This window comes from Pseudomonas asplenii (assembly GCF_001293465.1).
Lineage (GTDB): Bacteria > Pseudomonadota > Gammaproteobacteria > Pseudomonadales > Pseudomonadaceae > Aquipseudomonas > Aquipseudomonas fuscovaginae_B.
In genome coordinates this window covers 1-19,440 of sequence record NZ_JSYZ01000029.1, presented here as the reverse complement: position 1 = coordinate 19,440, position 19,440 = coordinate 1, and the positions used below count along the sequence as shown (strand labels likewise).

15 protein-coding genes are annotated in these 19,440 nt (G+C 65.3%); 5 read left to right on the top strand and 10 right to left on the bottom strand.

All coding sequences use genetic code 11. From position 1 onward, the window contains the following. The first annotated feature begins 108 nt into the window (after positions 1–108). Positions 109–2,034 carry an acetyl-CoA hydrolase/transferase C-terminal domain-containing protein gene (locus PF66_RS29360; protein ID WP_054064606.1) on the top strand — a complete coding sequence of 642 codons (1,926 nt, stop codon included), beginning with the start codon at positions 109–111 and terminating at the stop codon, positions 2,032–2,034. Here PF66_RS29360 and PF66_RS29355 read toward each other — a convergent pair. The 7 genes from PF66_RS29355 to PF66_RS29325 form a co-directional block, all read right to left on the bottom strand. Further along, positions 2,025–2,546 (bottom strand): fimbrial protein, encoded by a 522-nt coding sequence (locus PF66_RS29355; RefSeq protein ID WP_054064605.1) that lies wholly within the window; start codon positions 2,544–2,546, stop codon positions 2,025–2,027. The two genes, PF66_RS29360 and PF66_RS29355, sit on opposite strands and share 10 nt — an antisense overlap. A 63-nt stretch (positions 2,547–2,609) precedes the next feature. Next, positions 2,610–3,119 (bottom strand): fimbrial protein, encoded by a 510-nt coding sequence (locus PF66_RS29350; RefSeq protein ID WP_054064604.1) that lies wholly within the window; start codon positions 3,117–3,119, stop codon positions 2,610–2,612. 22 nt (positions 3,120–3,141) lie between these two features. Beyond that, the gene (locus PF66_RS29345) at positions 3,142–4,101 is read right to left on the bottom strand and encodes a fimbrial protein (RefSeq protein ID WP_054064603.1); all 960 of its coding nucleotides are present in this window, start codon (positions 4,099–4,101) and stop codon (positions 3,142–3,144) included. Next, complete coding sequence (locus PF66_RS29340; RefSeq protein WP_054064602.1) at positions 4,098–6,686, bottom strand: fimbria/pilus outer membrane usher protein; 2,589 nt, start codon at positions 6,684–6,686, stop codon at positions 4,098–4,100. Before PF66_RS29340 ends, PF66_RS29345 begins: the two co-directional genes overlap by 4 nt. A gap of 133 nt (positions 6,687–6,819) precedes the next feature. After that, positions 6,820–7,572, bottom strand: coding sequence for a fimbrial biogenesis chaperone (locus tag PF66_RS29335; protein ID WP_054064601.1), 753 nt, complete (start codon positions 7,570–7,572; stop codon positions 6,820–6,822). Positions 7,573–7,592: 20 nt separating this feature from the next. After that, positions 7,593–8,357: a fimbria/pilus periplasmic chaperone gene (locus tag PF66_RS29330; protein WP_054064600.1), complete on the bottom strand. Its 765-nt coding sequence runs from the start codon at positions 8,355–8,357 to the stop codon at positions 7,593–7,595. A 63-nt stretch (positions 8,358–8,420) separates the two neighbouring features. Beyond that, positions 8,421–8,984 (bottom strand): fimbrial protein, encoded by a 564-nt coding sequence (locus PF66_RS29325; protein ID WP_054056654.1) that lies wholly within the window; start codon positions 8,982–8,984, stop codon positions 8,421–8,423. Positions 8,985–9,270: 286 nt separating this feature from the next. Between PF66_RS29325 and PF66_RS29320 the strand changes: the two genes are divergently transcribed. Continuing rightward, positions 9,271–9,942: a response regulator gene (locus PF66_RS29320; RefSeq protein ID WP_054064599.1), complete on the top strand. Its 672-nt coding sequence runs from the start codon at positions 9,271–9,273 to the stop codon at positions 9,940–9,942. A gap of 11 nt (positions 9,943–9,953) precedes the next feature. Here the strand turns inward: PF66_RS29320 and PF66_RS29315 are convergent, their stop codons facing one another. After that, positions 9,954–10,526 carry a xanthine phosphoribosyltransferase gene (locus PF66_RS29315; protein WP_054056652.1) on the bottom strand — a complete coding sequence of 191 codons (573 nt, stop codon included), beginning with the start codon at positions 10,524–10,526 and terminating at the stop codon, positions 9,954–9,956. Positions 10,527–10,697: 171 nt separating this feature from the next. Continuing rightward, positions 10,698–12,707: a DNA helicase Rep gene (gene rep / locus PF66_RS29310; RefSeq protein ID WP_026144807.1), complete on the bottom strand. Its 2,010-nt coding sequence runs from the start codon at positions 12,705–12,707 to the stop codon at positions 10,698–10,700. 267 nt (positions 12,708–12,974) lie between these two features. On the opposite strand from rep, the gene PF66_RS29305 reads away from it, so the two are divergent. Then, a complete protein-coding gene (locus tag PF66_RS29305; protein ID WP_054064598.1) occupies positions 12,975–14,645 on the top strand; it encodes a putative bifunctional diguanylate cyclase/phosphodiesterase in 1,671 nt (556 codons plus the stop codon). Positions 14,646–14,759: 114 nt separating this feature from the next. Here PF66_RS29305 and PF66_RS29300 read toward each other — a convergent pair whose 3' ends face one another. Continuing rightward, positions 14,760–16,166: a NorM family multidrug efflux MATE transporter gene (locus tag PF66_RS29300; protein ID WP_054060455.1), complete on the bottom strand. Its 1,407-nt coding sequence runs from the start codon at positions 16,164–16,166 to the stop codon at positions 14,760–14,762. 151 nt (positions 16,167–16,317) lie between these two features. Between PF66_RS29300 and PF66_RS29295 the strand changes: the two genes are divergently transcribed. Then, positions 16,318–17,238 carry a LysR substrate-binding domain-containing protein gene (locus tag PF66_RS29295; RefSeq protein WP_054064597.1) on the top strand — a complete coding sequence of 307 codons (921 nt, stop codon included), beginning with the start codon at positions 16,318–16,320 and terminating at the stop codon, positions 17,236–17,238. Between the two features lie 183 nt (positions 17,239–17,421). After that, the gene (locus PF66_RS29290) at positions 17,422–19,398 is read left to right on the top strand and encodes a methyl-accepting chemotaxis protein (RefSeq protein WP_054060453.1); all 1,977 of its coding nucleotides are present in this window, start codon (positions 17,422–17,424) and stop codon (positions 19,396–19,398) included. Positions 19,399–19,440 lie beyond the last annotated feature (42 nt).

The window sequence follows — 19,440 nt, the reverse complement described above, 5'->3', positions numbered from 1 at the left end:
ACCTATTTCAGGACTAGACATGCCTTTCAGAATTTTCGATTGGCCTGTGCAGCAAAGCCCCGGCAAGCCCGGTCCAACCTCCATTCAGGTACAAGCGAGGAAGGTCGGATGACGCTGACGTGTTCCATCGAGCGGGCGGTCGACGAAGTGCTGGCGCGGTTGCCCACGCATATCCACATGGGCCTGCCGCTTGGGTTGGGCAAACCCAATCGTTTCGTCAATGCGTTGTACCGGCGGGTCAGCCGGTTGCCGCAGCGGCAACTGACGATCTACACCGCGCTGAGCCTGGGCCGGCCACCCCTCGGTGAGGGTTTGCAGCGGCGTTTTCTCGAACCCTTCGTCGAGCGGGTCTTCGGCGACTACCCGGAACTGGATTTTCTCGACGACCTGCGGCGTGACCGCCTGCCGGCCAATATCCGTATCGAACAGTTCTTCCTCCAGCCCGGCAGCCTGCTCCACAGTACCGCCGCCCAGCAGGACTACGTCAGTAGCAACTACAGCCATGCCGCCCGGGACATCAACGCCGCCGGTCTCAACCTGGTGGCCCAGCTGGTCGCCGCTGACGAGCAGCAGCCGGGCCGCCTGAGCCTCAGTTGCAACCCGGACATCACCCTCGACCTGCTGCCGATGATCGCCAGGCGCCGCGCCGCCGGCGAGACCATCCTGTTGCTGGGCCAGGTACATGCCCAATTGCCCTACATGCCGGGCGACTCGGAGATCGACCGTGCGGCTTTCGACCTGCTGATCGACGAGCCTGAGCGCAGCACGCTGTTTTCCACGCCGAACATGCCGGTCGGCTGCCAGGACCACTTCATCGGCCTGCATGCCAGCACCCTGGTGCGCGATGGCGGAACCCTGCAGATCGGCATCGGCTCGATGGGCGATGCGCTGACCGCCGCGTTGTTGTCCCGGCATGCCGACAACGCTGGCTATCGTGCCCTGTTGGACGACCTCGACATACGGCCCTGGCAGGCGCTGATCGACCGTGAAGGGGGTATCGAACCCTTTGCCAGCGGCCTTTACGGTTGCAGCGAGATGTTCGTCAATGGCCTGCTGGTGCTGGCCGATGCGGGCATCGTGCGGCGTCGCGTCCATGCCGATATCGACGCGCAGCGCCGGGCCATCGCCGGGCAGCCCGACGCCACGGCAGGCGTGGTGGTGCACGGTGGCTTCTTCCTCGGGCCACACAGTTTCTACCAGCGGCTGCGGGCGTTGCCGCGGGAACGGCTCGCCGAGTTCAACATGACCGCCATCAGCTACATCAACGAGTTGTATGGCAACGAGGCGCTCAAGCGCCTGCAACGCCAGGAGGCGCGGTTCATCAACAGTGCCTTCACCATGACCCTGCTCGGTGCCGGGGTGGCCGACCAGCTCGAGGACGGGCGGGTGCTCAGCGGCGTGGGCGGGCAGTACAACTTCGTCGCCCAGGGCCATGCGCTGCAGGGTGCGCGTTCGGTGCTGATCCTGCGCAGCTGGCGCGAGGCCGGTGGCGAGGCCAGTTCCAATATCGTCTGGGAGTATGGCCACTGCACCATTCCCCGGCACCTGCGCGATATCGTGGTGACCGAGTACGGGATCGCCGACCTGCGCGGCAAGAGCGATGCCGTGGTGATCGAGGCACTGCTCAACATCAGCGATTCACGGTTCCAGGCCGGGCTGATCGAACAGGCGCAGAAGGCCGGCAAGCTGCCGCAGAACTTCCGTCTCGACCCGCGCTTTGCCGACAACACGCCACAGCGCCTGGAAGCGCTGCGTGAGCGCCATCCGCAGCTGTTCGTGGAGTATCCGCTGGGCAGTGATTTCACCGTCGAGGAGCGTGACCTGTTGCGGGCGCTGAACTGGCTCAAGCGCCACTTCAAGCTCAGCGAAGTGCTGGAGCTGGGCAAGGCGACCCTGGAGGCCCCCGAGCCGTCGGCGTTCCCCGCGCACCTGCAACGCATGGGCCTGGACCAGCCCCAGGGACTGCGCGAAGAGTTGTATCAGCGTCTGCTGTTGGCGGGCTTGCAGGCGACCGCCCGGCGCCTTCAGTTGTAGGTGATTTCCACGGTGGCCTGGCTGACCAGCGTGCCTTCGCGCACGCTGCCGGTCTTCCAGTAGGCCGCGCCCAACGGCAGCACCGCCTGGCCGCCGCTGGGCGACAGGGTGCGGGCGCTGTCGCCGCCGTCGGCACGGATGGTCCGTTGCACACCGCCCAGCCGCGAGTACAGCCACAGCCCGACGCCTTGGGCATCGCCGGTATTGGCGAAGCGGGCGCCGTCTGTCGGCACCTGGGTGCCGGCGAAGGTGAAGGTCACGCTGGTGATATCCGAATCGCAGAGGGCATTGATTTCGAAGTCGCGGTGGCCCGTCGATTCGCTGCCGCTGAAGTCGCTGACCTTGGCCGGTGGCAGGACCACCGGTCGATCGTATTCCCCGGGGACCAGGTTGCAGGTCCCGCCCTCGACCAGGCCCTCGATCTGCAGATTGCCCGGATTGAGGGTTTCCGCCGAGGCGTTCTCGAGGGTGGCGGCAACCATCAGCACCAGGGGTAACAGGTAGGTTTTCATGAGATGTTGTCCGTTCTGGCGGGGTGCTGGCTACCGCTATCGCGGCGCAGCGGGGCCGGTGTTTCAGTTGTAGGTGATGCTCACCGTCGCTGTGGTCAGCAGGGTGCCCTTGGAGACGGTGCCGGTTTTTATGTAATGCGCCGCCATGGGCAGCGTGGCCTTGCCGGCGCTGGTCGCGACGGTGCGCTGGCGTTGGGCGGCGGTACCGTTGGCCGGGATGTTGTAGTTCGCCCCGTCGCGGGCCTGGAGCACGGTGGAGATACCAGCGGCTGTGCCGGTATTGGCCCAGCGGGTGGGGTCGGCGGAAGCCGGGGTGCCGGAGAAGGTGAAGATGACGTTCCTGATGTCCGAGTCGCAGGTGGCGCCCAGGCTGAACTCCTTGAGCCCGGTCCAGGTGCTGGAGTCGAAGTCGCTGACCTTGACGGTCGGCAGTGTCGGATTGCTGATGGTGTCGAGGTTGCAGGTACCGCCGTCGATCTGGCCGCGCACGGTCAGGGTACCGGTGGTGGCGGCCTGGGCGGCGGTGAGGCTGCCGGCGATCAAAAGGGCGAGTGCCAGGAGAGGGGTTTTCATTCCGGTGGTCCTTCTGGTGGGGTTAGTTGTAGGTGATGTTGACGGTCACGGCGCTGACGAGGGTGCCTTTGCCCGGTGTGCCGATCTTCCAGTAGGCGGCGCCCAGCGGCAGGACCGCCCGGTTGGCGCTGACACTCACGGTGCGGGTGTTTTCGGTGCCGTTGGCGCGGATGGTGGACTCGACACCGCCGATGCGTGAGTACAGCCATGTGCCAACGCCGGGGGCGGTACCGGTGTTGGCGAAGCGATAGCTGTCACCGTTGGCCGGGGTGCCGGTGAAGCGGAAGGTCACGCTGGAGGCATTGTTGCAATTGGCGCTGATCTCGAAGTTGTATTTGCCGGCCGAGTTGTCGGTGAAGTTCGAGAGCTGGATCTTGTCCAGGTTGATCGTGCGGTTGACGTCGCCGACGGCCAGGTCGCAGGTGGGGGACTGGGCGACGAACTGCACCGAGTTGTGGAGCAATATCGTGGAGATCAACCGTCCGTCCCAGTTGTTCTGATGAAGATTTCCAGCGGGGACCGTGCCCGTTGAAACATTCCCGGTCTTGTAGAACTGCGCCTCCATCGAGGTCAGGAAGTGGTTGTAGCTTCTCGGTGGTAGCGTCGTCGTACTGCTCTGGAGGGAGGTGGTATAGGGAGTGCCGCTGTCCATCAGCGAATGGATCCGCACGCCGACCCCTGGAACATTGGTTCGATAGACACTGATCCCGTTCCCGAGGTTGACCCAGTCAGCCGCCGTATAACGCCCGATCGTTTGTTGCAGGACCGAGGTCGTGCATTGGCTGATGCCACTGGGGTAAGGTGTGCTCAATGCGGCTCTGGCGATCAGCCCACCTACTGGCAGGTTGACCGGTACGGTAATGGTGCTCGGGAAGGTCGCGCCGTTGCGGGTGCTGGGGTAGTAGTCACAGCCGGCCTGGGCCAGCGTAGGCAGTGACAGACCTGCGACTAGTACGACGAATAATCTGATTGAACCTTTCATTCCAGGTCTCGCGAAGGCTGGTTTTCGGGGCTGTCGATGGCTCGGCAGAAGCCGTCTATCTGACGCAGGGTTTGGGCACCGTCGGGGGTGTCTGGCGGGCCGAGGTCATAGTCGATCCGGCACTGGCTCGCGCTGCTGGCGCCCCACTTGACGATGAGTTGGCCGCGATCGCGGGCGACCCGCACGAAGACCTTGCCACCCTGGCCGACCACGCCGACATGGGCGTCGTCCTCATCGAATACATCGGCACCGAACGGCAATGCGGAGTGGTCGTCCCGGGCCGCATCGATCATCACGGCGCGGCCGCTGCTGGTTTCGTACTTCATCACCACCACCGAGCCGGCACGGGGCGCGATGTTGTGGGAGGCGGCCTTGAGTTCGACGTCGTGGGACATGTCGCGCGGGTCGAGTTCGACCACGTTCTGCCGGTAGGGGGTCAGGTGCGGCACCACGGCGTAGCCCTTCCCATCGACCTGGGTGTTGCCGCCGACCCAGGCGCCCTGCGCGCCGGGAGCGTTGACCAGGCCGATGGTGTCGCCCAGTTCCGGGGTCAGGGTCACGCCGTCGGCATGGGCCACCAGGCCGCCGGACAGGCTCAGCGACTGCGCGTGGTAGTCCTTGCCCTGGCTGTGGCTGGTGGAGGCCAGGGCGTAGCGGCTGCGGTATTGCAGATCGGCGTTGAAGCTGTTGCCGACACCGTTGTCGGCATGGCTGAGCGAGGCGCCGTAGTTGTACTCGTTGCGCTCGCCGAGGGTGCCGCTCAGGCCCGCTCGCGCGCTGTTCTGGCGATCGCCGTGGATCAGCGTGCTCGACAGGTTGGGCGCGCGGTCGGAATGGCCCAGGGGCAGGTGGAAGGTGAGGTCGATCTGGTTGCTGCTGCGGTTGCTCAGCAGGTCGCGGCTGCGCTGGGCGCTGACGGTGTAGTTCACGCGCTGCCAGTTGCCGTTGTAGCCGGCGGTGAAGCTCAGTTCGCCGCCCTTGCGGTTCCAGTAGTGCTGCGACGAGCCGGTGAGGAACAGCGAGCCGCGCTCCAGGTTCTGGTTGAGGCTGATGTCCAGGCGCTCGCGCAGGCGACCGACGCGCTCCAGGTCGCCGCCGGTGCGTGCCAGCTCGCGTAGTTGCGCGGTGTCGCGGGCGGTGAGGAAGCCGTCGGTGGAGTAACGGAAGGCACCCAGGGCGAAGTCGGTGCCGGTGCTGGCGAAGATCTTGTTGTAGCGCGCCTGCAGGCTCTGCCCGCGGCGCCGGCCCAGGCCGGGGATCTCGGCCTGGGAAGTGGTCAGGTCGAAGGAGATCGCCCCCGCCGGCGTATTCAGTGCCGAACCGAACACCTGGGCGTTGTAGCCCTCGGAGGCCAGCGCGCCGGTGTAGCCGGTGAGCAGGTTGTTCAGGCCGTACTGGAACGTGCCCTGGGCCAGCCAGGGCTTGCTGTCGATGCCCAGTTCGTCCATCTCGCCCAGGCTCAGGGAGTAGCGGCTGTAGCCGGGGCGCAGCAGGTTGATGTTGGAGGCGAACGGCACGATGAACTGGCGTTGCCGGCCATCGGCTTCGGTGACGGTGACCTCCAGGTCGCCGCCGTAGCCGGTGGGGAACAGGTCGTTGAGTACGAACGGCCCGGGTGCCACGCTGACTTCGTCGAGCAGGATGCCGCGCTGGCGGACGCTGACCCGTGCGTTGGTCTCGGCCACCCCGCGGACGATCGGCGCGTAGCCGGTCAGCGAGTCGGGCAGCATGCGGTCGTCGGTGGACAGGGTGGCGCCGCGCATGCGCAGGCTGTCGAACAGTTCGCCGGTGGTGTAGATCTCGCCGGCCATCAGTTGCGATTGCAGCCCGGGCAACTCCCGTTGCACGTAGGTGGCGCTGCTCTGGTACTGGCTGCCGGCTTCGTTGCTGCTGTAGGCGCCGTTGTGGCGCAGGTGCCAGCCTTCCAGATTGAGGCCGGTGTGCAGCCCCAGGTAGCTGGAGAACGATGAGCGGCCCTGGTTGCTGTTGCGGAAACCGTTGGCATTGTAGCGGGCGAAGGCGGCATTGACGCCCGAATCCCAGTACTCCGGGCTGACGTAGCCGCGGACCGAGCGTGACAGGTAGATTTGCGGCACCAGCAGGTCGAGCCGGCTCTCGCCGGCATCGAAGCTGACGCTGGCACCCGGTACGTAGGTGCCGAGGCTGCCGCAGTAGACAGCCGTCGGCAGCGCGGGCGGGACCGGCTCGCCGGCTTCGGCAGCCTTGGCCGGCACACGGTCGATGTCGATGCCCAGGCGCAGCAGCAACGGGCGCTCCAGGCACAGTTGGGCATTGCTCTGGCCTTCGACGCTGGCGAAGGTCAGGTCCTGGCGCCCGATCCAGTCGCCGTTCACCGTGACGTCGGCCCGGTACTGGCCCGGCAGGACCACGTTGCCTTCGTTGAAGCGCGAGATGTCGATCTGTCCGCCGCCGGGAAAGAATGCCGGGTTGAACTCCACCCGTTCGACCTCGTCCGCGGCCAGGGCGCTGCCGCTGCCCAGCAGCAACAGGCCATGAAGGACGCGGGCCAGGCGGCATGGCCGGGTACGTGGCCCGATGGACTCGGGCGAGCTTTGGGATCTCATGGTCAAGGTTCCAAACGGTTTGTGTTGCCAAATTCGGGCAAGCCGGGCCCGGCCAGCGCGCGTCAGGGATCGCGGAGGGGGCGGGCGTCTCGTGTTCGGGTGTCCTGGCGCTGCCAGGTGGGGATTCAGTGGCTCATGGACTGAGCCGGACCTTGTGCAGATGCCGGGCTCCGTAGTCATCGATGGTCTGGAACTCGACCTGCGCATCGCCAGCCGGCACGGCGCTCAGGCCGGGCAGGGGAAAGCGGTTGCTGGCGTGCGGGTTGACCATGTTTTCGGCCGCATCCTGGCCGGTCGGCTTGGCGTGGCGCTGGCCGGCGGCGAGCAGTTCGACCGAATCGAAGCTCAGGTGGTAGGGGGTCGGGTTGGTCACTTCCAGGGCCTGGCCCTGCTCGTCCCGGACCAGGCGCCAGCGCAGCTTGTCGACGGCCTGGGTGGCTTCCAGGGGCAGGTCTGCCGGGCGGAAGAACACCTTGATGCGGGTGCGAAAGGCCAACTGCAACTGGTTTTCCTGTTCGCTGGCCTGGACCTTGGGCGGCACTTCCAGCATGTTCAGCCAGAACAGGCTCTCCTGATTCGTCGGCAGGGGGTCGCCGGTATAGGACAGGCGCAACACCTGCTGCCGGCCCGGTTCCATGCGGAAGATCGGCGGCGTGGCGACAAAGGGCACGCGGGCCTGTTCCGGAGTCACTTCTTCATCGCCGTTGTCGAGCCAGACCTGCACCAGGGCCGGTTTCGGGTTTTTGTTCTCGAAGCGGATCGTCACTTCCTTCTGGGCCGCCGGGTACACCACCCGGGTGCCGGTGATGACCACGCTGGCCTGGGCCGCGAGGCTGCCGGCGAGCATCAGGATGAGCAGGCCGAGCTGGAGTCTGAGGGTATTCATGAACGGTTCCTGGCTCCGCTTCAGGAGGTGATGTCGGCGCTGTGGCTGATGCGTGCGCCGTGGTCGCTGACGGCCGTGAACTCGACCTTCAGGGCGCCGGCGGGCCGTGTGCGCAGGGTCGGCAGTACGAAGCGCTTGATGTCGCCGGAAGGCAGCAGCAGGCTGTCGTCGACCTGCTGGTTCGGCGCCTTCGGATAACGCCCGCCCTGGCCGACCAGTTCGACCGAGCCCAAAGACACGTGATACGGCGTGGGGTTGAGCACTTCCAGGGCATGCCCGCCGGCGTGGCGTACCAGCTTCCAGCTCAGCTTCGGCGCCGCGGCCCCCTTCGGATAGGGCAGCCCCTGCGGCCGGAAGAACACCCGCAGGCGTGAACGGAACGACAGCTCCAGCAGGTTCCTGTCGCCGGTATCGACGGTGTTCGGCTGCACTTCCAGCACATTCAGCCAGAACAGGCTTTCACGGTCCCGGGGCAGGGGTTCGCCGGTGTAGCGCAGGCGCGGTGCCTGTTGCCGGCCGGGTTCGATGCGCATCACCGGAGGCAGTGCGGTGAACGGCGCCTGGGCGGTGGCCGGGGTGGCGTACTTGTCGCCATTGTCGAGCCAGAGCTGGACCAGCGAAGGTCGGTCGCCCTTGTTCTCCAGGCGCACGACCACTTCCTGCTGGTCGGCGGGGTAGATCACGCGGGCACCGTGGATGACCACGGCGGCCTGTGCGGTAACGGCGGTCAGCGCTGTCATCAGCAAGGCACAGAGGAACCTGCCCGGATGAGCCATGTTGTTCATTGAAGGAAAACTCTCTGGAGGTGGAGCGGACCCGCCTGGTGGCTGCGGGTCCCCTGGGACTCGTCAGTCGGCGTACTCGACCATGAAGCCGACGCGGGTCGCGACCAGACCTTCGCCGGCCGTGCCGGTGGCGTAGTACTGGGCGGCCAGTGGAATGACCGCCTGGTTGTCGGCGATCACCACGCCCTCGGACTTTTCGTTGTAGACGTGGATCGGCGTGCCGTCGCGCTGGGTCACCTCGACCTGCACATTGCTGGCGGCGTCGGCACCGTCATCGATGTTCAGGCGGCCGGTGGCGATGTCGATGGCCGGGCTGGTCGGGTCGAATGCGACCATCGCCGTGCGGCCGTTGGTGCAGGTCGTCTCGCCCGGGGCGCCGACGCGGATGGTGAAGCCGGTGAGGTTGGCGCGGTCGCCGGCGTTGGTCAGGCGGGCGGCGGAGACACCGCCCAGGTCGACGTTCTTGACCACGGTGCCACCCCCTGGCGCCTCGCCTTCGATGGTGCAGGTGATGTCCCGCACCAGGCCGTTGAAGTTGATGATGCCGTCATTGGCCGCCGAGGCCGGCAAGGCGATCAGGGCGGCGAGGGCCAGGGAGACGGCGGCGGAGACTTGAGAGATTTTCATGGCGTTACCTTGAATGGTTTCAGTTGTTTTCCCGCTTGCAGGCCGCAAGGGAAGGCGTTTGGCCTGCCGGATGCGGGACGCCACTGTCGCGCAAGCCCCAACCGTGGAACATAGAGATAACTCGAAACAGAGCAGTTTCGAGATTTCTCGAAACGCGCTTCTGATATCGAGTGCTATAAGCCTGAAAGTTCTGTAGGCATTCACCATGGCTCAGGCTTTGGCTGCGGTTTCTCTTTCAGGAGGTCGATAAAAGATGACAAGTGCACTCCCTGGTCCCTACACCGTCATGCTGCTGGACGATCACGAACTGATTCGGGTCGGTACGGTCCTGTGGTTGTCCAAAGAGCCCGATCTGCAGGTGATCGGTTCCTATTCCACGAGCAGGGAACTGTTGGCGGCGCTGGCCGTTCGCCAGCCCGACATCCTGGTCATCGATTTCATGCTCGGGCCCAGGGAGATCGACGGCATCAACCTGATCCGTACGCTGCGGCTGCGTCATCCCGAATGTCGGCCGCTGGTGCTGTCGGCCCACTACACACCGGCCACCGTCTCGCTGGCGCTACGGGCGGGCAGTTGGGGGTTCTTCGGCAAGAGCGAGCGTCTGGAAGGGCTGGCGTCGGCGATCCGCACGGTGGCTCGCGGCAGGATCTACCTGCACCCGTTGATGGCGGCGGAGGTGGCGGCGGTTTCGGAAACCGAGGTGCATCGGGTGGCGAGCGTGGCCGAGCCGGTCTGCGCGGGCGCGCATGGCGAGGTGCTGTCGCCGAGGGAGCGCGAGGTGTTGCGCTGCTTTCTCGACGGCATGTCGGTCAATGGTATCGCCGCCAAGTTCTCGCGCAGCGCCAATACCATCAGCACGCAGAAACAGTCGGCCTATCGCAAGCTGGGGATCAAGAACGACAGCGAACTGTTCAAGTTGTCCAGTTCGCTGCACGGTTCGCGGGCGATGGGCTTCTGAGGCCGGGTGGCCTACTCGATGAAGGTCACGACGCCGCCGGCCAGCGACTTGACCCGGGCCAGGGACTCGACCCGGTAGCCCTGGGCGTCCAGTTCGGCACGGCCGCCCTGGAAGGATTTCTCGATGACGATACCCAGGCCCGCCACGGTGGCGCCGGCCTGCTTGATGATCGAGATCAGTGCCTGGGACGCCTTGCCGTTGGCCAGGAAGTCGTCGATGACCAGAACCCGGTCGCTGCTGGTCAGGTGACGCGGCGAGATCGCCACGGTGTTCTCCACCTGCTTGGTGAAGGAGTACACGGTGGCCGACAGCAGGTTTTCGGTCAGGGTCAGGGACTGGTGCTTGCGCGCGAAGATCACCGGTACGCCCAGGTTCAGGCCGGTCATCACCGCTGGGGCGATGCCCGAGGCCTCGATGGTGACGATCTTGGTGATGCCCGAGTCGGCGAACCGCCGGGCAAATTCGTCGCCGATCTGCTTCATCAGTTGCGGATCGATCTGGTGGTTGAGGAAGGCGTCGACCTTCAGGACCTGATCGGAAAGCACGATGCCTTCTTCACGAATTTTCTTATGCAGTGCTTCCACGTAACGTCCTCGAATAGCGCGTTCTGGCGCTGGAAAATAATAGGGGTTGTCCCATCACCCGATCCACCTGCAGGAGCGTGGCTTGCCCGCGAAAGGGCCCTTGAGGAGAAAAGCTTCGCGGGCAAGCCCTGCTCCTACAGGAAGGGTGGGGCGGGGGTAAAAGGGTCAATTCTAGCGCTTTAGCATCGCCCGTATATCCGCCAGCGCCGAGTTGCCGCGCACGGCCTTCACTTCGGTCGGCGTGTCGTCGTTGCCTTCCCAGGCCAGGTCGTCCGGCGGCAGCTCGTCGAGGAAACGACTCGGCGCACACTCGACCACCTCGCCGTATTGCTTGCGCTTGGCGGCGAAGGTGAAGGCCAGGGTCTGGCGCGCGCGGGTGATCCCGACGTAGGCCAGACGCCGCTCTTCCTCGATGGTGTCGGCCTCGATGCTGGAGCGGTGGGGGAGAATCTCTTCCTCCATGCCCATGATGAACACGTAGGGGAATTCCAGCCCCTTGGACGCGTGCAGGGTCATCATCTGCACGCCCTCGGCACCTTCTTCCTCTTCCTGCTGGCGTTCGAGCATGTCGCGCAGCACCAGCTTGCCGATGGCGTCCTCGACGGTCATCTCGCCGTCTTCGTCCTTCTCCAGGGTGTTTTTCAACGCCTCGATCAGGAACCAGACGTTGCTCATCCGGTAGTCGGCGGCCTTGTCGCTGGAGCTGTTGGTGCGCAGCCAGTTCTCGTAGTCGATGTCCATGACCATGCTGCGCAGCGCGGAGATCGGGTCTTCGCCGGCGCACTGCTCGCGCACCCGGTCCATGAAGCGCTTGAAGCGCGACAGGCGCTCGGTGAAGCGGCTGTCCAGGTGCTCGCCCAGACCGATCTCGTCGGTGGCGGCGTACATCGAGATCTTGCGCTCGGTGGCGTAGTTGCCGAGTTTTTCCAGGGTGGTCGAGCCGATTTCCCGGCGCGGCACGTTGATCACCCTCAGGAAGGCGTTGTCGTCGTCGGGGTTCACGATCAGGCGGAAGTAGGCCATCAGGTCCTTCACTTCCTGGCGACCGAAGAAGCTGTTGCCGCCCGACAGCCGATAGGGAACCTGGTGGTGCTGCAGCTTCAGCTCGATCAGCTTGGCCTGGTAGTTGCCCCGGTAGAGGATGGCGAAGTCGCTGTAGGGGCGGTTGGTGCGCAGGTGCAGGGTGAGGATTTCCATGGCCACCCGCTCGGCCTCGGCGTCCTCGTTGCGGCAGCGGATCACACGGATCTCGTCGCCGTGGCCCATCTCACTCCACAGCTGTTTCTCGAACTCGTGGGGGTTGTTCGAGATCAGCACGTTGGCGCAGCGCAGGATGCGGCTGGTGGAGCGGTAGTTCTGCTCCAGCATGACCACCTTCAGGGACGGGTAGTCTTCCTTGAGCAGCATCAGGTTTTCCGGGCGCGCGCCGCGCCAGGCGTAGATCGACTGGTCGTCGTCGCCGACCACGGTGAACTGGTTGCGCTTGCCGATCAGCATCTTCACCAGCAGGTACTGGCTGGCGTTGGTGTCCTGGTATTCGTCCACCAGCAGGTAGCGCACGCGGTTCTGCCACTTCTCCAGGATGTCGGCGTTGTCCTCGAACAGCTTCACCGGCAGCAGGATCAGGTCGTCGAAGTCCACCGCGTTGAACGCCTTGAGCGTGCGCTGGTAGTGGGTGTAGACGATGGCGGCGGTCTGTTCCTTGGGGTTGCGTGCGTTTTCCAGGGCCTGGGCCGGCAGGATCAGGTCGTTCTTCCAGCCGCCGATCATGTTCTTGATCTCGTCGACGCCGTCGTCGCCCGAGTATTCCTTCTGCATGATGTCGGTCATCAGGGCCTTGACGTCGGTCTCGTCGAAAATCGAGAAGCCCGGCTTGTAGCCCAGCCGCACATGCTCCTTGCGGATGATGTTCAGGCCCAGGTTGTGGAACGTCGAAACCGTCAGGCCACGGCCCTCGCCCGGACGCAACAGGGTGCCGACCCGCTCCTTCATCTCGCGCGCGGCCTTGTTGGTGAAGGTCATGGCGACGATGTACTGGGCCCGGATGCCGCAATTCTGGATCAGGTGCGCGATCTTGCGGGTGATCACGCTGGTCTTGCCGGAGCCGGCACCGGCGAGCACCAAAAGCGGGCCGCCGACGTAGTTCACGGCTTCTTGCTGCCGGGGATTGAGTCGGGACATGAGGGAGTAAGAAGTCTGTTACGAAAAAAGGGCGGGCATTTTAACAGGCTGGACGGATTCTGCCGCGACTCTCCGACATTGTGACGCAATAGGCGATCTAAATTTGCCGGTTTTGTTACTTTCCCGCAGGATGCGCAAAGAATTTAAGGCTATTGTTCAACCTTACCCGGTATAAGGTAGCGGTTGAGAAGTATTCGCATTGTAATCGCTCGATGGCGAGTCATAATGCTTTTCGCCAATGTTTTTTGCAGAGTCTAGGGAGCTAGCTTGTCTACGCCTGTCGAACCCTTGCGTTTGCTGCTGCTGGCCGATGATCCGGCCTGGGCGGCGTTGTTGCGCGAGTGTCTCGCTCCGTTGGGGGGCACGGCCATGCTGGTCAGTGCCACTTCGTGGGAGTTGGTCCGCGGCCTCTTCGATAACGAGCGCGCGGCGGTCCTGCTGAGCGTGCCGCAATTGCAGCCGGCGCCCGGGCGCTGCAGCCTGCCGACCGTGCTGCTGCTCGACGAGGAGCCCGAGGTCGCGCCGCTGGGCGTCAGCGACTGGCTGGTGCGCGATACCCTGGATACCGCGACCCTGCGCCGTTGCCTGCGCCATGTGCATGAGCGCGGGGTGCTGGAAAACACCCTGCAACGCCTGGCCGAGCAGGACCCGCTGACCGGCATCGCCAACCGCCAGGGCTTCCAGACCCTGCTGACCGCGCGCCTGGCCGAGAACGAGGGGCGCGGCCTAGCCCTCGGGCATCTCGACCTGGACAACTTCCGCCATGCCAACGACGCATTGGGCCACCAGGCCGGCGACCGGCTGATCCTGCAGGTGGTCGCTCGGCTCAAGAGCCAGCTGGAAGCCGGCGACCAGCTGGCGCGCCTGGGCAGCGACGAATTCGCCCTGCTGATCGACACCCGCCGTGCGCCGCAACGCGCCGAGTGGATGGCCGAGCGGATCGTCGAGGTCATGGCCGAACCCTACTGGGTCGACGGTGAAAGCCTGCTGATCGGCTGCAGCCTGGGCATCGCCCATGCCCGTGCCAAGGCCGGTGCCGACCCGCTGATGTGGCATGCGCACATCGCCATGCAGCAGGCCAAGAGCACCCAGGGCTGCACCTTCAACATCTTCAACGAACGCATCAACCGCAATGCCCGCAGCCTCGCCGACCTGGAAAGCGAACTGCGTCGGGCGTTGCGCCGCGACGAGCTGGAACTGCACTACCAGCCGCGCCTGGACCTGGGCAGCGGGCAGATCGTCGGCCTCGAAGCACTGGTGCGCTGGCGCCATGGCGAGCGCGGCCTGCTGCCACCGAGCGAATTCGTGCCGCTGGCCGAGCAGAGCGGGCTGATCGTGCCGCTGGGCTACTGGGTGATTTCCCGAGCCCTGCGCGATATGCAGGACCTGCTTGGGCGCGGGCTGGGGCCGCTGCACATGGCGGTCAACCTGTCGTTCCGGCAGTTCCAGGACAGCCAGTTGCTGTCGACCCTGAGCCGGCTGATTGTCGAGCGTGGAGTCGAGGCGCAATGGCTGGAGTTCGAACTGACCGAAACGGCGGTGATGCGTCGCAGCGACCTGGTCAAGCAGACCATGGACGCCCTCGGGCGTCTGGGCGTGCGTTTTTCCCTGGACGACTTCGGTACCGGCTTCTCCTCGTTCGTGCACCTCAACAGCCTGCCGATCGCCCTGCTCAAGGTGGACAAGAGCTTCGTCGGCGGCATGGAGCAGCGCGAAGAGAACCGCAAGCTGGTTCACGCCATGATCAACCTGGCCCACAACCTCAACCTGGAAGTGGTGGCCGAGGGCGTCGAGACGCCGGAGCAACTGGCCCTGCTGCACGGTTTCGGCTGCGATCAGGTGCAGGGCTACCTGATCAGCAAGCCGTTGCCGCTGGAGGAACTGGCGCAGTACCTGACGTCCTGTGCCAATCGGCCGGCGATCGAGGCTGTCTGCTGATCCGGCGTTCACCACGATCGCTGTAGGCGTCGGATTGATCCGCGAAGCGTTTGACGGTCTCGAGGGCCTGTTCGCGGATCAATCCGGCGCCCACAGGCGGTTAAAGTCTTCCCCTTACGGGGCGCAGTTCATGGCCGCTTGAGCCGATGCCTTCTGTTCGCTTTTGCCCAGCATCCGCTTCATCCGCCATTCGAACGCCAGGGTCAGCCCGGTCGCCGCGCACGCCAGCCCCAGCGCCAGCCCCCACCAGACCCCGGTCGGTCCCCAGCCGAGGTTGAACGCCAGCAGCCAGGCCGACGGCGCGCCAATCAGCCAGTAGCAACCAAGCCCGACCAGGAAGGTGGTCTTGGCGTCCTTGAGCCCGCGGATCGCGCCCATGGCGATGGTCTGGGTGCCATCGAACAGCTCGAACCACGCGGCCACCGCCAGCAGGCTGACCGCCAGTTCGATCACCGGGCGGAACGCCGGGTCATTGTGGTCCAGGAACAGCCCGATCAACTGATTCGGTGCCAGCCAGAACAGCATGGCGAAGGCCAGCATGGCCGCCGCGCCAAAGGCGATCCCGACCCGCCCCGCCCGCCGTGCGTCCAGCAGTTGCCCGGCCCCGTAGTGCTGGCCGATACGCAGGGTGATGGCGTAGGAAATCCCCGCGGGAATCATGAACGCCACCGAGACGATCTGCAGGGCGATCTGGTGCGCCGCCAACTGCGTGCTGCCCATGGTGCCCATGCACAGGGCGGCGAAGGCGAACAGCCCGACTTCCACCGCATAGGTGCCACCGATGGGCAGGCCCAGCCGCCACAGCTCGCGCAGGTACTGACCGTTCGGCCGCGACAGGCCCCGCCGCAGCGGGTAGTCGCGATACGCCGCATGCCGGCGGATATGCCAGGCCAGGGCCAGCGCCATACAGTTGGCGACGATGGCCGTGACCAGGCCGATCCCGGTCAGGCCCAGGTGCGGCAGGCCGAACATGCCGGTGATCAGCGCGTAGTTGAGCAAAAAGTTGGCCACGGTCCCGCCCAGGCTGATCACCATCACCGGCGTGGCCCGCCCCAGCGCACTGGTGAAGCCGCGCAGGGCCATGAAACTCAGGTAGCCGGGCAGGGCGAACGGCAGTACCAGCAGGAACTGGCCGGCGGCCTGCACGTTGCTCGGCGTCTGGCCGAACAGCAGCAGAAGCGGCTTGAGGTTCCACAGCAGCAGGCCGGCGACCAGAGCCATGGCCCAGGCCAGCCAGAGCCCGGCCTGGGCCAGGCGGGTGACGCCTTGCGTGTCGCCGGCGCCGTGCCGGATGGCCACCAGGGTACCGACCGCGGCAATCACCCCGAGGCAGAAGATCGACACGAACGAATAGCTCGCCGCGCCCAGGCCGCCACCGGCCAGGGCCTCGGGACTGAGCCGGGCCATCATCAGGGTGTCGGTCAGCACCATCAGCATGTGCGCCAGCTGCGAGGCGATCAACGGCCCGGACAGCCGCAGGATGGCCAGGAGCTCGGTACGTGCTGGATGCTGCATGATCATCAGACTCGAAGGGGGACAGGAGGGTTAAAGGACTGATTCTCGGCGCTTGCACGGCTTTGCACAAAGGGATAAAAACGATTGCTCGCATGATAAAAACTCATGTATGAGTACCTGCCTGGTGCTGTTCCATCCCGTTCCCGGAAGGTCACGAATGTCTCGTCGTCTGCCCCCTCTCTATGCCTTGCGCGCCTTTGAAGCGGCGGCGCGCTACAGCTCGTTCACCCGGGCGGCCGAAGAACTGTCGATCACCCAGAGCGCGGTCAGCCGGCATATCCGCACCCTGGAGGAACACTTCGCCTGCCGGCTGTTCCAGCGCAACGGCCGCAACCTGCAACTGACGGAGGCCGCGCGGTTGCTGCTGCCGGGCATTCGCGAGGGTTTCGGTGCGCTGGAACGGGCCTGCGACACCCTGCGCGCCGAAGATGACATCCTGCGCATGAAGGCGCCGTCGACCCTGACCATGCGCTGGCTGCTGGCCCGCATCAGCCGCTTCCGGCACCTGCAGAAAGGCAACGAGGTGCAATTGACCAGCGCCTGGATGGACGTCGACAACGTCGATTTCAACCAGGAACCGTTCGATTGCGCGGTATTGCTCGGCGCCGGGCATTTCCCGCCGGACTGGGAGTCCAGCTACCTGTTCTCCGAATGGCTGATCCCGGTGGGCGCACCGACCCTGCTCAACGACCAGCCCTGGGACGTCGAGCGCCTGGCCGCCACCGAGCTGCTGCACCCGACGCCGGACCGTCGTGACTGGCGCAACTGGCTGGAGCGCATGGGGCTTTCCGAGCGTATTTCCCTCAAGGGCGGCCAGGTGTTCGACACCCTGGAACTGGGGATGATTGCCGCGGCCCGTGGTTACGGCGTGTCCATGGGCGACCTGCTGATGGTGGCCGAGGACGTGGCCCAGGGACGCCTGAGCCTGCCCTGGCCGACGGCAGTGGCCAGTGGTGAAAACTATTACCTGGTATGGCCCAAGACCCGCCCCGGCGGCGAGCGTCTGCGCCGCCTGAGCGACTTCCTGCAAGGCGAAGTCGCCGCCATGGAACTGCCCCAGGTCGAGCGCCTGGGCTGAGCACACGGCCCATCAATCAGATTTCTGGCAGATACCCCTGCAAATTGCTCAAGTATTTCCTTGAGCAGCCGACTGTAGCGACATGGAACCTTCGTTCAGAAAGGCCCCTCACGACTCAACATACAGAAAAGCCGGGTAGCGCCAGGGACAGGGATGACCCGGCCACTCGGTCAGGAGCTGTTCATGCCTCAACCCCGTGCCCGAATCGCCACGCAACTCGGCCTTGCGCTCTCCGTCATCCTGGCAGTGGTGATCAGCGGCAGCACCGTATTCGCCCTGCGTTCGCTGGATTCGGCCAACCTCGACACCCGCGAAGAGCACCTGGCCAGCGAAGCACGTCTGCTCGCCGACCAGTTGAACACCTTCCACGGGACCCTGCGCGAAAACACCCAGCGCCTCAGCGGGCTGTTCGAGAAGCGCTTCAGCAACGGCCTGAGCGCGCGCACCGATGAGCCGGTCAGCGTGGCCGGCACCCAGGCTCCGGGCCTGTACCTGCGCGACAAGCTGCTCAACAACGATTTCACCGAAGTCGACGATTTCAAGCAGATGACCGCCGGGGTTGCGACCCTGTTCGTGCGCAGCGGCGACGACTTCATCCGCGTCAGCACCTCCCTGACCAAGCAGGACGGCAGCCGTGCCATCGGCACCCTGCTCGACCACCAGCACCCGGCCTACGCCAAGCTGATGGCGGGGCAGGGCTATGTCGGCCGGGCCCTGCTGTTCGACCGCTACTACATGACCCAGTATACCCCGGTGCGCGACAGCAGCGGCAAGGTGTTCGCGGTGCTGTTCGTCGGTTTCGACTACACCGATGCGCAGAAGGCGCAGTTCGATAACCTCAAGCGGTTCCGCATCGGCACCACCGGTTCCCTGGCGTTGCTCGACGAACAGAAACGCTGGCTGGTACCGCCAGCCGAGGTGAACGACCCCGAGCAGGCGGCCAAGGTGATCGCCGACCTGGCGAAACAGCCCGGCCAGGGGCGCTTCTGGAGCGACAGGAGCGACGACATCTACAGCGTCGCGGTGCCTTTCGCGGATGGCCCGTGGTCAGTGGTGGCGAGCATGCCCAAGGCCGAAATCAGCGCAGTGACCTGGAGTGTCGGTATTCGCCTGGTGCTCGGCAGCCTGCTGGCGATGCTGCTGGCGGTGGGGGCGGCGGTCTGGCTGCTGCGCAGCAAGTTGCGTCCGTTGGGTGACCTGGTGCGCCAGGCCCAGGCCCTGGGCGCTGGCGACCTGAGCGTACGGCTCAATGTGTCGAGCCAGGACGAGATTGGCCAGCTGGCCGGCAGTTTCAACCAGATGGGCCAGGCGCTGTCGACCATGGTCGAGCACATCCGCAAGGCGGCCCAGGAGGTCAACGGCCGTGCCCAGGCCCTGTCCGGCCTGTCGAGCGGCGCCTACGAAGGCATGGAACAGCAGTCCGGCGAAATCACCAGCATGGCCGGCGCGGTCGAAGAGTTCAGCGCCACCTCGCTGAACATCGCCGACAACATGAGCAATACCGAGCGCCTGGCCCAGGAAAATGCCCAGCAGACCCGTATCGGCCGCAGTTCCATGGAAGAGGCTTCGTCGTCCCTGGAACAGATCGCCGCGGCGCTGAACAGCACGGCGACGGTGATCAACACCCTGGGCCAGCGCTCCCAGGAAATCGGCGGCATCGTCGGCGTGATCACCTCGATCGCCGAGCAGACCAACCTGCTGGCGCTCAACGCCGCCATCGAAGCCGCCCGGGCCGGCGAACAGGGCCGCGGTTTTGCCGTGGTCGCCGATGAGGTACGCAGCCTGGCGGGGCGTACCCGCGAGGCGACGGACGAGATCTCCAGCATGATCCATAGCATCCAGCAGGAAACCGGTCATGCCATCCAGACCATGGAGCAGGGCAACTCGCTGATGCAGGAAGGCCTGTCGCGCAACGCCAACGTCGCCTCGGCGCTGGCGCGTATCGACGAACAGAGCCGCTCGGCCGGCCAGCAATTCGCTGCCATCACCACCGCCACCCAGGAGCAGAGCAGCACCGCGACCTTGCTCAGCAGCAACCTGCAGAGCATCGCCCTGGCCAACAGCGAACAGCGCGAAGTGGTCTCCAACCTGGCGCAGACCGCGCGTGAACTGGAGATGCTGGCGGCGGAACTGCGGCAGGAGGTTGATCGGTTCCGGTGAGGTGGCGCCGGTCTTTAGATCCATTCGCGGGCAAGCCACGCT

Coding starts and splice junctions, on each gene's coding strand:
- PF66_RS29345 (WP_054064603.1), bottom strand. CDS start 4,101: ATGAAAGGTTCAATCAGATTATTCGTCGTACTAGTCGCAGGTCTGTCA.
- PF66_RS29290 (WP_054060453.1), top strand. CDS start 17,422: ATGCCTCAACCCCGTGCCCGAATCGCCACGCAACTCGGCCTTGCGCTC.
- PF66_RS29300 (WP_054060455.1), bottom strand. CDS start 16,166: ATGATCATGCAGCATCCAGCACGTACCGAGCTCCTGGCCATCCTGCGG.
- PF66_RS29335 (WP_054064601.1), bottom strand. CDS start 7,572: ATGAATACCCTCAGACTCCAGCTCGGCCTGCTCATCCTGATGCTCGCC.
- PF66_RS29360 (WP_054064606.1), top strand. CDS start 109: ATGACGCTGACGTGTTCCATCGAGCGGGCGGTCGACGAAGTGCTGGCG.
- PF66_RS29355 (WP_054064605.1), bottom strand. CDS start 2,546: ATGAAAACCTACCTGTTACCCCTGGTGCTGATGGTTGCCGCCACCCTC.
- PF66_RS29340 (WP_054064602.1), bottom strand. CDS start 6,686: ATGAGATCCCAAAGCTCGCCCGAGTCCATCGGGCCACGTACCCGGCCA.
- PF66_RS29325 (WP_054056654.1), bottom strand. CDS start 8,984: ATGAAAATCTCTCAAGTCTCCGCCGCCGTCTCCCTGGCCCTCGCCGCC.
- PF66_RS29295 (WP_054064597.1), top strand. CDS start 16,318: ATGTCTCGTCGTCTGCCCCCTCTCTATGCCTTGCGCGCCTTTGAAGCG.
- PF66_RS29320 (WP_054064599.1), top strand. CDS start 9,271: ATGCTGCTGGACGATCACGAACTGATTCGGGTCGGTACGGTCCTGTGG.
- PF66_RS29330 (WP_054064600.1), bottom strand. CDS start 8,357: ATGAACAACATGGCTCATCCGGGCAGGTTCCTCTGTGCCTTGCTGATG.
- rep (WP_026144807.1), bottom strand. CDS start 12,707: ATGTCCCGACTCAATCCCCGGCAGCAAGAAGCCGTGAACTACGTCGGC.
- PF66_RS29350 (WP_054064604.1), bottom strand. CDS start 3,119: ATGAAAACCCCTCTCCTGGCACTCGCCCTTTTGATCGCCGGCAGCCTC.